The sequence below is a fragment of the Novosphingobium pokkalii genome (assembly GCF_014652855.1).
In the GTDB taxonomy this organism is placed as follows: domain Bacteria; phylum Pseudomonadota; class Alphaproteobacteria; order Sphingomonadales; family Sphingomonadaceae; genus Novosphingobium; species Novosphingobium pokkalii.
This window is the reverse complement of record NZ_BMZP01000011.1, coordinates 1-14,557: the sequence shown is the minus strand read 5'-3', so window position 1 is coordinate 14,557 and position 14,557 is coordinate 1. Positions and strand designations below refer to the sequence as shown.

The 14,557-nt window shown below is 68.9% G+C and carries 11 protein-coding genes; 2 read left to right on the top strand and 9 right to left on the bottom strand.

Annotated features, from left to right (window positions below; translation table 11 throughout):
• Window positions 1-15: 15 nt before the first annotated feature.
• Together IE191_RS12500 and IE191_RS12495 are read left to right on the top strand one after the other, a co-directional pair.
• Complete coding sequence (locus tag IE191_RS12500) at window positions 16-1,047, top strand: histone deacetylase family protein (RefSeq protein ID WP_191324708.1); 1,032 nt, start codon at window positions 16-18, stop codon at window positions 1,045-1,047.
• Window positions 1,040-2,371 (top strand): APC family permease, encoded by a 1,332-nt coding sequence (locus IE191_RS12495; RefSeq protein ID WP_191324707.1) that lies wholly within the window; start codon window positions 1,040-1,042, stop codon window positions 2,369-2,371. The genes IE191_RS12500 and IE191_RS12495 overlap by 8 nt, the downstream gene beginning before the upstream one ends.
• On the opposite strand, the gene IE191_RS12490 is transcribed toward IE191_RS12495, so the two are convergent.
• The 9 genes from IE191_RS12490 to IE191_RS12450 all read right to left on the bottom strand — a co-directional run bounded on the left by IE191_RS12490 (window position 2,359) and on the right by IE191_RS12450 (window position 14,240).
• Window positions 2,359-3,438, bottom strand: coding sequence for a tyrosine-protein phosphatase (locus tag IE191_RS12490; RefSeq protein ID WP_191324706.1), 1,080 nt, complete (start codon window positions 3,436-3,438; stop codon window positions 2,359-2,361). The genes IE191_RS12495 and IE191_RS12490 overlap by 13 nt on opposite strands.
• Window positions 3,438-5,828 (bottom strand): TonB-dependent receptor, encoded by a 2,391-nt coding sequence (locus IE191_RS12485; protein ID WP_191324705.1) that lies wholly within the window; start codon window positions 5,826-5,828, stop codon window positions 3,438-3,440. Before IE191_RS12485 ends, IE191_RS12490 begins: the two co-directional genes overlap by 1 nt.
• A gap of 145 nt (window positions 5,829-5,973) precedes the next feature.
• Window positions 5,974-6,363 (bottom strand): hypothetical protein, encoded by a 390-nt coding sequence (locus IE191_RS12480; RefSeq protein ID WP_191324704.1) that lies wholly within the window; start codon window positions 6,361-6,363, stop codon window positions 5,974-5,976.
• Between the two features lie 280 nt (window positions 6,364-6,643).
• Window positions 6,644-7,912 (bottom strand): TolC family protein, encoded by a 1,269-nt coding sequence (locus IE191_RS12475; RefSeq protein WP_191324703.1) that lies wholly within the window; start codon window positions 7,910-7,912, stop codon window positions 6,644-6,646.
• On the bottom strand, window positions 7,912-8,211 hold the full coding sequence (locus IE191_RS12470; RefSeq protein WP_191324702.1) for a DUF3240 family protein: 300 nt from the start codon (window positions 8,209-8,211) through the stop codon (window positions 7,912-7,914). Before IE191_RS12470 ends, IE191_RS12475 begins: the two co-directional genes overlap by 1 nt.
• Complete coding sequence (locus IE191_RS12465; protein WP_191324701.1) at window positions 8,204-11,323, bottom strand: efflux RND transporter permease subunit; 3,120 nt, start codon at window positions 11,321-11,323, stop codon at window positions 8,204-8,206. Before IE191_RS12465 ends, IE191_RS12470 begins: the two co-directional genes overlap by 8 nt.
• 13 nt (window positions 11,324-11,336) lie before the next feature.
• Window positions 11,337-12,473 carry an efflux RND transporter periplasmic adaptor subunit gene (locus IE191_RS12460; protein WP_191324700.1) on the bottom strand — a complete coding sequence of 379 codons (1,137 nt, stop codon included), beginning with the start codon at window positions 12,471-12,473 and terminating at the stop codon, window positions 11,337-11,339.
• 52 nt (window positions 12,474-12,525) lie between these two features.
• Window positions 12,526-13,566 (bottom strand): sensor histidine kinase, encoded by a 1,041-nt coding sequence (locus tag IE191_RS12455; RefSeq protein ID WP_191324699.1) that lies wholly within the window; start codon window positions 13,564-13,566, stop codon window positions 12,526-12,528.
• The gene (locus IE191_RS12450) at window positions 13,566-14,240 is read right to left on the bottom strand and encodes a response regulator (protein ID WP_191324698.1); all 675 of its coding nucleotides are present in this window, start codon (window positions 14,238-14,240) and stop codon (window positions 13,566-13,568) included. The genes IE191_RS12455 and IE191_RS12450 overlap by 1 nt, the downstream gene beginning before the upstream one ends.
• Window positions 14,241-14,557: the final 317 nt, after the last annotated feature.

Here is a 14,557-nt window from a genome sequence, read left to right as displayed (position 1 = left end):
GATGGCGGGGGCACCATGTTGACGATCCACAGCGATGCGCACCGGCTGCATCACGGCGCGGGCGAATTCTATCGCGGGCGGATCGTGCCCTGCTTCGAGATGCCGGCGCGGGTGGAGCAGGTTCTGGCCAGCGTCACCGCGCGTGGCCTGGGGGCGGTGGTGGCGCCCAAGGCCCATGGCCGTGCGCCGCTGGAGCGGGTGCACGCGGGGGACTACCTGGATTTCCTGGCCAGTGCCTGGGACGAATGGACCGCGCTGGGCGAAACCGGCGATGCGCTGCCCTATGCCTGGCCGGCGCGCGATCTGCGGGCCGACCGGGCGCCGGACCATATCGACGGCAAACTGGGGTTCTACAGCATCGATGCCGCCGTGCCGATCACCGCCGGCACATGGCAGGCCGTGCAGGCCAGCGCCGATTGCGCGCTGACCGGGGCGGCGGCGGTGTTGGGCGGGGAGCGCGCTGCCTTTGCCCTGTGCCGCCCGCCCGGCCACCATGCCGGGCCGCGCGCAATGGGGGGCTTCTGCTACCTCAACAACGCCGCGATTGCCGTGCAGGCGATGCGCGACGCGGGAGTGGCGCGGGTGGCGGTGCTCGACGTGGACTATCACCACGGCAACGGCACGCAGGCGATCTTCTATGACCGCGCGGACGTGTTCTTTGCCTCGATCCATGGCGATCCGGCGGTGGAATACCCGTTCTTCGCCGGCTTTGCCGACGAGACCGGCAGCGGCGCGGGCGTGGGTTGCAATCTCAACCTGCCGCTGCCCTGGGGCACGGGGGCCGATGCCTATGGCGCGGCGCTCGATACCGCCTGCGCGGCGATTGCGGCCCATGGCGCGCAGGCGCTGGTGGTCTCGCTGGGGGTGGATACCTTTGCCGGCGATCCGATCAGCCATTTCCGGCTCGACAGCCCCGATTTCACGCGGATCGGCGCGCGGGTGGCGGCACTGGGCCTGCCCACGCTGTTCGTGATGGAAGGCGGCTATGCCGTGGGCGACATCGGCACCAATGTCGGCAATGTGCTGGAAGGCTTTGCCCGTGGCTGAGGCAGGCGGGGCAGGTGCGGGCCTGCAAGGCCGGTTGGGGTTTTGGCATCTGGTCGGTTATGGTCTCGCGCTGATCGCGCCGACCGCGCCGCTCAACACGCTGGGCGTGGTCTGGGGCAAGGCGCACGGGCTGATCGCGCTGTCCTATCTGCTGGGCGGGCTGTGCATGGCGTTCACGGCGGCCAGCTATGCCGTGATGGTGCGCGAAGTGCGCAGCGCCGGATCGCTCTATGGCTTTGCCCGCGCGGCGCTCGGGCCGTTTGCCGGGTTCATGGGCGGGTGGATGATCCTGCTCGACTATCTGATGATCCCCTCGCTGGTCTATGTGATCATGGCCGTGGCGCTGGGCCAGTTGATGCCGGAGGTGGACCGCGCCGTGTGGATCGTGGCGCTGCTGGGCTTTACCACGGCGGTCAACTGGTTCGGCATCCGCTCGACCAGCGCGTTCAACGCCGTCAGCGTGATCGCGCAGATTGCGGTCATGATGGTGCTGGTGACGGCAGGTGTGCTGTTCCTGGGGCCGGTCCATGCCTTTTCGCCCGCGCCGGTCTGGGCCGATCCGCTGCCCTGGCAGGGCGTTCTGGCGGGCACCTCGGTCTGTGTGCTCAGCTTCCTGGGGTTCGATGCGGTCTCCACCCTGGCCGAGGACACCGCCGACCGCAGCGGGCGCACGCTGGGGCGGGCGATCCTGGCCGTGCTGGCGCTGGCCACGGTGTTTTTTGGGCTGTCCACCTGGGTGCTGGGCAATGCCATGGTCGGCCGCCACTTCGCCAGCCTGGACGCCGCGCATTACGAGTTGGCGGGCGCGATGCTGGGTGCCTGGGCCAGGCCCGGGCTGGCCTGGTTCACTGCGCTGGTCGTGGGCTTTACCAATGCCCTGCCGATGCAGGTGGGCGTGGCCCGCGTGCTTTATGCCATGGGGCGCGACGGACAAGTGCCCACCCTGTTCGCCCGGTTGCACGCGCGCCACAACACGCCGTGGGTGGCGATGCTGGCCACCACCGCGCTGTCGCTGGTGGTGGCGCTGGCGTTTCGCGACGCGATGGATTTCCTGGCAACGCTGGTCAATTTCGGCGCGCTGACCGGATTTGCCCTGTTGCACGTCTGCGTGTTCGTGCGCTTCCGGCGCAGTGCCCGGCGCAACCTGTGGCTGCATGTCGTTTCGCCGCTGGTCGGGCTGGCGGTGATCGCCGTGATCCTGAGCGGCATGGGCGCCTGGGCGCTCTTGCTCGGCTGCGGCTGGCTGGCCTTGGGCCTGGCCTGGTGGCAGGGGGCCGCGCGCCATGCGCCGCCCCCGGCCAGCGACCTGGCCTATTCGGTATAGGCCTTGCGCAACATGGCGATGTCGGCGGCGGTGACACCGGCCACTTTCTCCAGATAGCCTTCGACCGAGCCATAGCGGGCATCGATTTCGTCCATCGCGCTGGCCAGGAACGGGCGGCCGTCGGGATCATGCAGCGGTTGCGGCCGGGCCATGGCCGGGTTGGCCTGGTATCCGGCAAACATCTTCGCCACCGGATCGCTGGCCTTGGCCGCATCGATTTTCGGCATTTCCCATTCGGGCCGGCGCAGCGCGGTGGACAGGTCATAATCGCGCAGGATCACCGCGCGCGGGGTGCCGAGCGCGGCAAGGATCAGCGCAGTCATGAACCCGGTGCGGTCCTGCCCGGCCGAGCAGTTGTATTCGATCGGCCCGGCCTGGGCCTTGAGCCGGTCGAACACCAGCCTGACCTGCGGCGCCAGCAGCGTGGGGAACTGGCGGTAGAGCGCGCCCCCGTTGCTCGGCATCTTGCCGCCCTGTGCCCCGGCGAACAAAGCCATCATCGAATAGGGCACGGCATCCTGATGCACCTGCCCGGCCAGGCGCGTGGGCGCCAGGCGGCGTTCCTCGTCGGAGCGCAAGTCCACCATCGTGGCGAGGCCCAAGCCGCGCACCTGGGCGACATCGGCCGGAGTGAGCAACGGGGTGGCGCCCGCACGATAGATCAGGCCCCAGCGCACGGTCTTGCCATCGGCCGCCGGATAGCCGCCGAGATCGCGGAAGTTGGAGCCCTGCGCCAGCGGCAGCCAGCGTTCGGCCACGGTCACGACCGTGCCATCGGCACGATCGCGCAGGCGCAGGTAGGGGCGAGGGCTGGTGCCGGCGCGCACCGTGGCGTGGCCACTGCGCACGCCCCGCGCGATCAGGCGCGCCTGCGCCAGCGGGCCATCGGGCCGGGTGGCGAGGTAGACGTCGACCGGCCCCCTGGCCTGCCAATCGGCCACCAGGGTGCGTCCATCCACCCGGCTGGCAATGGCTTGCTGCGCCCGGGCAAAGGCGGTGGGGGCAAGGCACGGGCTGGCCGCCAAGGCCAGCCCAAGACCGAGCGAAAGGGCGCGTTGCCCGCGCATCAGAACCGCACCTGCGCTTCCACGCCCCAAGTGCGCGCTTCGTTGAAGAAGCCGTAGGTGCCGACCAGCGCCGAGGCCGACTTGTAGAACATGTGCTGTTCGTTGAACAGGTTGCGGCCCCAGACCGAGACCTGCATGGTCGCGCCGGACTGGCCGAGATGGATATCGGCCAGGCTCACGCGGCCGTTGAACACCACGTTGGCATCGCCCTTGGGCTGGGCCAGGGTGACTTGGCCCGTGGCGGTGTTGAAGCCTGGGTCGACATAGTTGGCGTAGAACCCGCTGTCATAGTTCGCGTCGAGGTGCAGGCGCAGTTCCGAGGTGGCGACCGGCAGAGTCACGTCCACCGTGCCGCTGGCGGCATGCTCGGGCGTATAGACCTGGTAGATCGGGATCGGGGTGGTGATGATCACCCCGTTGGCCTGCGGGAAGGGGTTGGACGTGTTGGGAATCTTCACGCTGGTATAGGCATAGCTGGCGCCGAGCGTGAGCTGCGGAATCGGCTTCACCGTGAAGTCCGCCTCGATCCCCTTGAGGCGGCCCGTACCCGGCGCGTTGTGGGTTTCGGTGGTGGTGCGGGTGGTGTTGAGCAGGTTGCCCTGCGCATCGTATTGCAGGTAGTTGGCGCTGAAATCGAGCTGGATGTTCTTGTAGCTGCCGGTGTAGGCGGCCACGTTCAAGCGCGCGCGCTTGCCCCAGAATTCGGTCTTGGCGCCCAGTTCGAACATCGAGACGGTTTCGGGATTGAACGGCGCATAAGTCAGCGAGCGCGAGTTGGCGCCGCCCGACTTGTAGCCCGTGCTCCACTTGCCATAGAGATGCACGTCCTGGCTGGCATCGAGCGCGAGGTTGACCATCGGATCGACGCGCGACCAACTGGCATTGAGCAGGCGCGGCGCGGTCACGCCGTTGACCGACGGGGTGGCGCCGTTGACGGTGAACAGCGAGCCGTCCTTCTTGTCGTGGGTGAAGCGCGCGCCGACGGTGAGGTGCAGGATGTCGTCCATCATCGCCGGGGTATAGGTGCCCTGGCCGAACACGCCGATGCTGGTGGTGGTGACATGGCTGGCGCGGTCGATCGTCACGCCGTCATAATTGACATAGGGGATGATCGTGGTGCTGCCGGCGGTATCGGCAAAGGTCATGGTATAGAACGCCTGGGCGTTGTCCTGCACCTTTTCCTGATACCACATCGCGCCGGCGACGAACTTGAGCCGGTCATAGTCGCCCAGCAGTTGCAGTTCCTCGCTCGCCTGGTTCTGGCGGAACTGGGCCAGGCTGTAGCGGGCAAACTTGGTGCCGGTGAAATTGCCGGTGGCGCTGATCGCGCTGGTCGTGGCCGAGCCGTTGTCATACTGCGACTGGGTCAGTTCGCGGTAGGAAGCGATCGACTTTACCTGGAGATGCGGATCGAGGTGCCATTCGAGCAGCAGGCGATGGCCGTGGGTCTTGCCCACGCTGGGCTGCTGGGGCACGCCAACGGCGGCAACGCCGACGCGGTTGGGTTCGAGTGGATAGGCGGCCGGACGCTTGAGCGAACCCGCCGACACCGTCTGGGCATAGAGCGGGCTGGATGCGTCATAGGACGTGTCATAGGCATAGTCGGCGCTGAAATTGCTGGTGGGCGTCCACAGCACTTCGCCGCGCAGGCCCCGCTTGGTGTAGAAGTTGAAATCGGTCTGCCCGGCCAGCGGGTTTTTCACCATGCCATCGCGGTGCGAGACCACGCCGTCGATCTTGGCGGCAAGGTTGCCCCACTTGGGCAGGTCGACATGGATCTCACCCTTGTAGCTGCCGTAGTTGCCGGCGCCGAGCAGGGCATTGGCGTGGAATTCACCGCTGGGCTTCTTGGTGACGATGTTGATCGCGCCGCCTTCGGTGTTGCGGCCGAACAGCGTGCCCTGCGGGCCTTTGAGCACTTCGATGTTCTCGATGTCATAAAGCGCGGTGCCCAGGCCCTGGGCGCGGCCGAGGTAGACGCCGTCGACATAGACGCCCACGCCCTGGTCGCGCGCGGGCTGGTTGCTGTCTGACAGCACGCCTATGCCGCGAATGTTCATGATCAGCGCGGAATTGCGCGAATAGAACGGCGCCACGCGCAGGCTGGGCACGCCGCCCGATTGCAGATCGACCAGCGACTGGATGTGGCGATCGGCCAGGGCTTCGCCGCTCAGCACCGAAATCGCGATCGGCGTCTTTTGCAGGTCGGTCTTGCGCTTCTGCGCGGTCACCACGATCTGGTCGAGCGTGCCGGTCAGCGTGGGATCGGCGACCGGCTCGGGCGCGGGTTCGGCCGCACGGGCCAGCGCAGGCAGGGCAAGCAGGGCGGCACCGGCCAGCAGCAGGGCAGGACGACGGGCGCCGCGAAGCGCGACGTGGCGATAGGACATGATAATGGGTTCCCTCACTGGTGTTGGCGCGGCCACTAGGGTGAGGGCATGTCAGGCCTGTGACGCTGTTTCAGCCTGCGTCACGGCGTTGCAATATCATGCAGATTTTTTGCTGCTGTGTGAAAAGCCCGCCCCGGCAGGCCAATCAGCCGCGCGGCTGGAACGCCACGCTGACCTGTTGCGGCGTGGCCCCGTCAAGGCCGGTAAGAGCGACGGTGCAGGCTTCCTGCCAGCGGTGCACATCGCAGCGCGCGCGGGCGACAGTGTCGCTGGCCGCGCCTGCGGCGCGATAGCGCGCGACGAGTTCGCCCTGGCGCACCTTGGCGGTCTGGACCTGGTGGCGCAGCAGCGCGACGACGGCGAGATGATTGCCGTGCTGGACGAGGCGCGGCGGGGCGACAATCACGCCCGCAGGCGGCGGGGCGAGGTCCACCATGGGCAGCGCGGCAGGTGGAACCTCGGCAAAGGCCGGCGTGGCCACAAGCGCCAGCAGGCTGGAAACGACAGGACGGGAGAATCGGGGCGAGAGAGTCATGGCGGGCGGTTCCACAAGGGGGCGTTCGGTTGCGTTCTTCCAAGCCGGTGACGGGGCGCGAGTCAAATTCGCTAACCATGTCGCAAAAGCGCTGCTCCGTTGCGGGACAGCGCGGCGGGCAAACCTTGCGCCGCCCTTGGGCCTGTGGGGATTTAGGCCAGGGTGGAGCGAGAATGGCTGATTTTCGTGACCCGGAGCGCAGCGTACTTTAGGTACGTGAGCACCGGAAGCGCGAAAAGCGGCCGTTCGCAGCCCGCCATGGGCTAAATCTCCACAGGCCCTATTGGGGATGCTCGTCGGTGTCTTCGTCGGCCCATATCACGTGGGAATCGATCTCCAGCTTGACCACGGCGCGGATCGCCTCGCTGCGCGCGGCCACTTCCAGGCGGGCGGCCTCGTGCGCCTGGCGCCGGGCGAGCAGGGCATCGGCGAGGTCGATCGCGCCCAGTTGCTGGCCGCGCGCGGTGCGGGCGGCGGCCTGCATGGTGGAGCGGGCCGAGGCGGCAATGCCTTCCCACGCGGCGCGGCGGCCGCGCGCATTGGCGAGGTCGCCATCGGCCATGGCCTCCACTTCCCGGCGCACATTGGCCAGATCGAGCAGTCCGGCGCTGGCCTGGGCACCGGCTTCCTCGGCCAGGGCCTTGCGATAGCCGCCGCCCAGCGGGATTTGCAGCACCAGCCCGCCGCCGCGCTCCATGCCGCCGCGCTCGCTGAAGGCGCGGAAGCCCACGCTGGGATCGGCGATGCGGTCGCGCTCGGCCCGCCGCGCCAGGGTGCCGAGCCGCGCGGCCTCGCGATCGGCCGCGCCGATCTCGTGGCTGCGGGCAATCACCAGGTCGCGCAGCGCAGGCAGGTCGTTGGCGGGGGTGGGCACGTCACCCAGCGCGGGCGGCTGGTCGGGCAGGGGCAGGTCGGGGAAATTGGCGGCGAGCAGCGCGCGGGCCTGGGCCATGTCGGCCGCGCTCATCGCCGCCGTGCCCTGGGCCTGGTCGCGCGCGGCGCGGGCCTGGTCCACATCGAGCGCGGCGGCATCGCGCAATTGCTGGCGGCGGGTGACGGCGGCGAGGGCTTCGTCCAGCACGGCGGCATTGGCCAGGTCCACGCGGTGCAGTTCCCCGGCGGTGAGCCAGTCGAACCACAATTGCGAGAGCAGCAGCGCGGCCTGGTGGCGGCTGTCCTCCATGCGATTGTGCGCCACGTCCACGCCCAGCACGCCGGCCTCGCGATCGAGCGCGGCCTTGCCGGGCAGGCGGATCGGGCGCAGCACCTGGGTGTCGAATTCGGCATAGCGCCGCTCGTTGGTCACGTCGCGCGCCTGGATCGTGCCGGTCACCAGCACTTCGTGGCTACCCCGGGCCAGCGCCGTTGCGGCGGCGCGGGCGGCCGTGACGCGCTGGCCGGCGGCCGCCACGGTGGGGTGGTTGTCGAGCGCGGCCACCACCACGGCTTCGGGCGGTAGGTTGGGCGGGGGCACTTCGGCAACGGGTGCGGCGAGACCGGCAGCGGGGATCAGGACCGGAAGGCAAAGCAGCGGGATGAAGCGGCGCATCAGGCAATCCTGCCGTGGGAATGGACGGGAACCGCGTGCCAGCGCACGGGCGCACGGCGGCGGGCAGCCTGGGCGGCGGCCACCACGGCGGCGCAGCGCGCTTCGGCCACGATCAGGCGCAGTGCGGTGCGGCGCAGCAGGCCTTCGACCTGTTCGCCGGTGCCGGCATCGTCATAGTCGTGGCCCAGCACGACCTCTTCGGCCCAATGGACCGGCGCGCCGGCCGCTGCGCGCAAGGCCAGGGCCAGGCTTTCCGCATCGTGGCGCGCGCAGTGGACGGTCAGCAGCACGTCAGCCATGGTTCCCTCCCATCGGCAGGTCGGTCTGGCTGTCGCGTTCCGCCGCGCTTTCGCCAAAGCGCGCGAACAGGATCGGCAGCAGCACCAGCGTGAGCAGAGTGGAGGTGACCAGTCCGCCGATCACCACGATTGCCAGCGGGCGCTGGATTTCCGAGCCCGGCCCGCTGGCGAACAGCAGCGGCACCAGGCCGAACGCGGTGATGCTGGCTGTCATCAGAACGGGGCGCAGGCGGCGTTCCGCGCCCAGCCGCACGGCCTGGGCCATGGGCAGGCCTTCCTCGCGCAACTGGCGGAAATAGGCGACCAGCACCAGGCCGTTGAGCACGGCAATGCCGAGCAAGGCGATGAACCCGACCGAGGCCGGCACCGAGAGGTATTCGCCCGAAACCCACAGCGAAACGATACCGCCGACCATGGCGAAGGGAATGTTGGCGAGGATCAGGCCCGAAGCGCGCAGCGAGCGCAGGGTGGCGAGCAGCACGCCGAAGATCAGCAGCAGGGCCACAGGGATCACCAGCATCAGCCGCGCGGCGGCGCGCTGCTGGTTTTCGAACTGGCCGCCCCATTCGATGCGATAGCCGGCTGGCAGCGGCACCGTGCGCGCAACTTGCGCCTTGGCTTCGTCTACATAGCCGACCAGGTCACGGCCCGAGACGAAGGCCTGGACCAGCGCGAAGCGCGAGGCGTTCTCGTGATCGAGCTTGACCGGGCCGGTGGTGCGCGCCACCTGCGCCATGTCGGCCACGCGCGCCACCGTGCCCGAGGGGGTGACCATCTGCATGTCGGCAAAGCGGGTGGGATCGCTGCGCAGGGCATCGTCACCGCGGATCACGATCGGCACGCGGCGCTGCCCTTCGGCCACGATGCCGGCGGGCATGCCTTCCACGCTGGCGCGCAGGGTGTCTTGCAACTGGTCCACCGGCATGCCCAGCCGCCCGGCGGCGACGCGATCGACGTTCAATTGCAGGTAATCGACATTGTCGTTGGCCACGGTCAGCACTTCGGTGGCGCCGCGCACGCCCTTGAGCGTGGCCTGGATGCGGGTGGCAAGATCGGCCAGCACGCGGGTGTCAGGCCCGAAGATCTTCACCGCCAGATCGCCGCGCGCGCCGGTGAGCATTTCGGAGACGCGCATCTCGATCGGCTGGGTGAACGTGGTCTGAACGCCGGGCAGGCCTTGCGTGGCGTGGCGCAACTGCTCCACCACGAAATCCTTGTCGCCGCGCCATTCGCCCTGCGGCTTGAGCACCACGAAGCTGTCGGTTTCGTTGAGGCCCATGGGATCGAGGCCGATCTCGTCCGATCCGGTGCGGGCGATCACGTCGGCCACTTCGGGCACGGACTTGAGCGCGCGCTCCACCGCCATGTCGATCTGGGTCGATTGCGCCAGGTTGATCGTGGGCAGCTTGGTGAGCTGCACGATCACCGAGCCTTCATCCATCGTCGGCATGAACGTCTTGCCCACCGCGCCATAGGCCAGCACGGCCACGGCGAGGCCAGTGGCCGAGAGGCCATAGACCAGCCGCTTGCGGGCAAAGGCCCCACCCAGCAGGCGGCGATAGCGCGGGGTGAGCCAGCGCATGATCCATGGTTCGCCATGGTGCCCGCGCTTGAGACCGAACGAGGCGAGCACCGGCACCAGGGTGAGCGCCAGCAGCAGCGAGCCGGCCAGCGCGAAGACGATGGTCAGCGCCACGGGGGCAAACAGCTTGCCTTCCAGCCCCTGGAGCGAGAGCAGCGGCAGAAAGACGAGGGCGATGATCACGATGCCCGCCGACACCGGCACGATCACGTCGGCGGTGGCACGGAACACCTGGTTGAGCCGGGGCAGGTCGTCTTCACGTGCATTTCCGTCCTTGTGGGGCAGGCTCAGGCGCTCGACGACGTTTTCCACCACGACCACCGCGCCATCGACCAGCATGCCGATGGCAATGGCCAGGCCCCCCAGGCTCATCAGATTGGCCGAAAGCCCGAACAGGTGCATGAACAGGAAGGTGATCAGCGCGGCCATCGGCAGCGTGGCGGCCACGATCGCCGCTGCCCGCCAATCGCCCAGGAACAGAACGAGCAGGACGATCACCAGGATCGTCGCCTCGACCAGCGCTTCTTCTACCGTGAACACCGCGCGGCTGACCAGGTCAGAGCGATCGTAGAATGTGTGGATCGTGGTGCCGGCTGGCAGGCTGGCTTGCAGATCGGCCAGCCGCGTCTTCACCCCGGCAACCACTTTCTGTGCATCGGCCCCGCGCAGCGCGATGACCAGGCCTTCCACCGCCTCGGCCTTGCCGCCGCGCGTCACCGCGCCATAGCGGGTGAGGCTGCCCGTGCCCACTTGCGCCACATCGCCCAGGCGCAGCACGCGCCCTTGCGGATTGGCGATGACCAGAGCGGCCAGGTCTGCCTCGGTCTGGATCGCGCCGACCGTGCGCACGATCAGGGCTTCCTCGCCAGTGACCAGGCGGCCGGCGCCATCGTTGCGGTTGCCGCTCTCGATCGATGCCTTGAGCTGGGCGATGGACAAGTGCGCGGCCGCCAGCGCGGTGGGATCGGGCCGCACTTCAAAGGTGCGGACATAGCCGCCCAGCGCATTGACATCGGCCACGCCGGGCACGGTGCGCAGGGCAGGGCGGATCGTCCAGTCGAGCAGCTCGCGCTTTTGCTGAAGCGAGAGTGGCCCGTCGATAGTGAACATCAGCACGTCGGACAGCGGCGTGGAAATCGGCGCCATGCCGCCGCTGACCGAGCCGGGCAGATCGGCCATCACGCCGGAAAGCCGCTCGGCCACCTGGTTGCGCGCCCAATAGATGTCGGTGCCGTCGACGAAATCGATGGTCACGTCGGCGATGGCATACTTGGCGGTGGAGCGAAGCACGGCTTGCCCCGGAATGCCCAGCATCTCGGTCTCGATCGGGGTGATCACCCGGCTTTCGACTTCCTCGGGCGTCATCCCCGGCGCCTTGAGGATGATCTTCACCTGGGTCTGCGCGATATTGGGATAGGCATCGACCGGCAGGCCCAGAAAGGCCCAGGTGCCCAGGATCGCCACGGCCAGTGCCAGCCCGAGCACGAGCAGGCGATAGGACAGCGAGAAAGCGACAAGCTTGCGCAGCATCGGCCCGGCCCGCTCAGTGCGCTTCGGCCAGCGCCTTGAGCGCGCTGGTGCCGGAAACGACCACGGCTTCGCCCGCGCGGACGCCATCCTTGAGCACGACCTGGCCATCGCCCGCGCCAAGGCGGTGCACGGTGCGGCGCTGGTAGCCCTTGGGCGTGGCGACGAAGACCACTTCGTCTGCCCCGATCATGGTGAGCGCCCCGGCAGGCACGGTTACCGCGCCGCTGCCGCCCTGCGCCGAGGCCTTGCTCCAGACGGTGAGCGAGCCGACGCGGCCGGCGATGATGCCGGGATCGGCCGGCAGTTGCGCCTTGAGCGTGGCTGAGCGGGTGGCCGGATCGATCGCGCTGCCCACGGCGGTGACCGTGCCGCTCACGCTGCCATTTGCGACCGGCAGGCGCACGGTCTGGCCCACGCGGATCTGGCCGATCAGGCGTTCCGGCACTTGCGCGGTGGCTTCATAGCGGCCGGCGGCGTCGATCACGAAGGGCGCGGTCATGCCATCGACTGGCATGCCGGCCTGGATATCGGCCTTGGTCACGCGGCCGGCGATCGGCGCGGTGAGCGTATAAGTGCCGTTGCCGCCGCGCGCGCCGACCAGCCCGAGGATGCGCGCCTTTTCGCTGACATCGGCACCCGCTTCGGCCGCCTGCGCGCGGGCTTCATCCGCGCGGGCACCGGCGATAATGCCTTCGCGGCTCAATTGCGCGAGGCGCGCGGCGCTCGATTGCGCCACCCCGGCGCGGGCGTGGGCACGGGCGAGGTCGGCCGAGAGAGTCATCACCTCGCGGCTGGCGATCACCGCCAGGGCCTGGCCGCGCGCCACCGCATCGCCTTCCACCACCAGGGTGCGCAGCACGGTGCCGGGCAGCGTGGCGGCCACGGCCACGCGCGCGTTGGCCGGCGGGGCGATGGTGGCGGGCAGATCGGCCAGCGGCACTTGGGCGGCCGCGCGAGCCGGCGCGGTGGCAATACCAAGCGCGGCGGCCTTGGCCGGATCAACCACCAGCAACCCGTTGGCCATGGCCGGAGCGCGCGCACCGGAGGCCGGCTCCACGCTGATCGTGGCCGGGGTGCGCAGCGCCCACCATCCGCCTGCCGCCAGGACCGCTAACGCGGCCGCGCCGCCGAGAATCGCCTTGTTCTGCATGGCGCCCGGTTATCGGGCCTGCCTGACGACAACCTGACGGGTAAAGAAAACCTCAGCCTGTCGATCCGGATGAGGGCGTATAGGGAAAGCGCAAGGTCAGCGTGCGCCGTTCCGCATCGCTGCGCAGCGTGCCGCCATGCGCGGCCATGATCCGCTCCACGATGTTGAGGCCCAGACCCGCGCCATCGCGGCTGGCGTGGTCGGCGCGGGCGTGGCGGCGGGTGAGGCGGGCGAGTGCTTCGGCAGACAGGCCGGGGCCTTCGTCGGTCACGTGCAGACATGCGCCCGGCCCGGCGGCCACCCGCACCAGTCCGCCGGGGGGAGTTACGCGCACGGCGTTTTCCACTAGGTTGCGCAGCGCGGCCGCCACGGCCTCGCGATGGCCGACGACGGTCGCGAGCGGCCGGGCAGGCGGTTCCTCCAGCGCGATCTCGCGCCCCAGGGCAATCACTTGCGGCGCCAGCGCGGCGACGACGTCTTCGGCCACGGCGGCGAGCGAAAAGCGCTGCGCCGGTTGCGGCGTGGCGGCTTCGGCCTCGATCTGCGCCATCAGCAGCAGTTGTTCGACCAGGCGGTGCATGGCGGTGATCTCGCGCCGCAGATGCGCGCGATCGATCGGATCGGGGCTGTCGAGCTGCATTGCCATGATCGCCAGCGGCGTGCGCAATTCGTGGGCGACATCGGCGGCAAAGGCTTCCTGGCGGGCGGCGGCGCTGTCCAGCCGGGCCAGCAGATCGTTGATCGATCCCACGAAGGGTGCCACTTCCACCGGCAGTTCCTCGTGCGGCAGGCGCAGGCCGCGTTGCGCGGGCGTGGTGGCGATGGCGCGGGCCGAGCGGGCCAGCGGGCGCAGCGCGCGGTCGATCACCCAGGTCGTGGCGATCAGCGTGGGCACGATCAGCACCAGGATCGGCAGGATCACGTGATCGCGCACTTCGCGCCAGGCCGCGCTGTGGTCTGGCCCGGCGAGATCGCCGGGGGTGATGTCGTATTCCCAGAACAGGGTGAAGACCAGCGTGGCCACGGCAAAGGCGCAGATGATGCCCAGGCCCAGCGACAGGCGCGCGCGGATCGAACTGCGCCCGGCGGTCATCAGCGGCGGTCTTCCAGCAGATAGCCCAGCCCGCGAATGGTGTGGAGCATGGCGCCCAGGCCTTTCTCTTCCAGCCGGCGGCGCAGGCGCGATGCGGCGGCATCGACCGCATTGGGCGAAACCGCCTCGTCGAAATTGTAGAGCGCGTTCTCGATCTGGCTGCGCCGCACCACGCTGCCCGCGCCGCGCATCAGCAGTTCGAGCAGGTCCGCCTCGCGCCGCGCCAGATCGAGCCGCGTGCCCGCGATGCTGGCCTGGCGGGTGGCGGTATCGAACGCCAGCGGCCCCACTTCGATCACCGCGCTGGCGCGTGGGCCGGGACGGCGGAGCAGGGCGCGCAGGCGGGCGGCGATCTCTGCCGCTTCGGCCGGCTTGACCAGGTAATCGTCTGCTCCGGCATCAAGGCCCGCGACGCGATCATCCAGCCCGCTGCGCGCGGTGAGCACCAGCACGGGCAGGGCAAGGCCGGCGGCGCGGCGGCGTTGCAGCCAGGTGCGGCCATCGCCGTCGGGCAGGCCCAGATCGAGCAGCAGGGCATCGAATCGCGCCAGGTCGAGCGCGGCTTCGGCGCCATCGAGGCTGGTGGCGCGGTCGCACACGATCCCGCTGCGGCCCAGCGCCTCGGCCAGCAGCCCGGCCAGCCGCACGTTGTCTTCCACGATCAGCACCCGCATGATTGCTGTCTTTAGGCCGTAAACTCATAAATGGCACCCCCGAGGTTTGAGGCCAAAGGCCCCGTCGCGAGGAGAAAGCGCGCAGGAATATACTATATATTTCAAGTGCTTTCGACGCTGCGAGGGGGCCTTTGGGTCAAACCGCGAAGCGGCGCCAAAATGGCTTCCATCTCGGCCCAAAGTGCCCTTGCAAAGGCCACCAGCCTTCGCGGCGGTCACTTTGGCCCGATATGTTCGCCATTTTGGCGCCTCGGGGGTGCCATTTATGAGTTTACGGCCTAGCACTACTTTGGCAGATTATGCATTGGCGGGTCGCT

Coding starts and splice junctions, on each gene's coding strand:
- IE191_RS12500 (WP_191324708.1), top strand. CDS start 16: ATGTTGACGATCCACAGCGATGCGCACCGGCTGCATCACGGCGCGGGC.
- IE191_RS12490 (WP_191324706.1), bottom strand. CDS start 3,438: ATGCGCGGGCAACGCGCCCTTTCGCTCGGTCTTGGGCTGGCCTTGGCG.
- IE191_RS12485 (WP_191324705.1), bottom strand. CDS start 5,828: ATGTCCTATCGCCACGTCGCGCTTCGCGGCGCCCGTCGTCCTGCCCTG.
- IE191_RS12480 (WP_191324704.1), bottom strand. CDS start 6,363: ATGACTCTCTCGCCCCGATTCTCCCGTCCTGTCGTTTCCAGCCTGCTG.
- IE191_RS12475 (WP_191324703.1), bottom strand. CDS start 7,912: ATGCGCCGCTTCATCCCGCTGCTTTGCCTTCCGGTCCTGATCCCCGCT.
- IE191_RS12470 (WP_191324702.1), bottom strand. CDS start 8,211: ATGGCTGACGTGCTGCTGACCGTCCACTGCGCGCGCCACGATGCGGAA.
- IE191_RS12465 (WP_191324701.1), bottom strand. CDS start 11,323: ATGCTGCGCAAGCTTGTCGCTTTCTCGCTGTCCTATCGCCTGCTCGTG.
- IE191_RS12460 (WP_191324700.1), bottom strand. CDS start 12,473: ATGCAGAACAAGGCGATTCTCGGCGGCGCGGCCGCGTTAGCGGTCCTG.
- IE191_RS12455 (WP_191324699.1), bottom strand. CDS start 13,566: ATGACCGCCGGGCGCAGTTCGATCCGCGCGCGCCTGTCGCTGGGCCTG.
- IE191_RS12450 (WP_191324698.1), bottom strand. CDS start 14,240: ATGCGGGTGCTGATCGTGGAAGACAACGTGCGGCTGGCCGGGCTGCTG.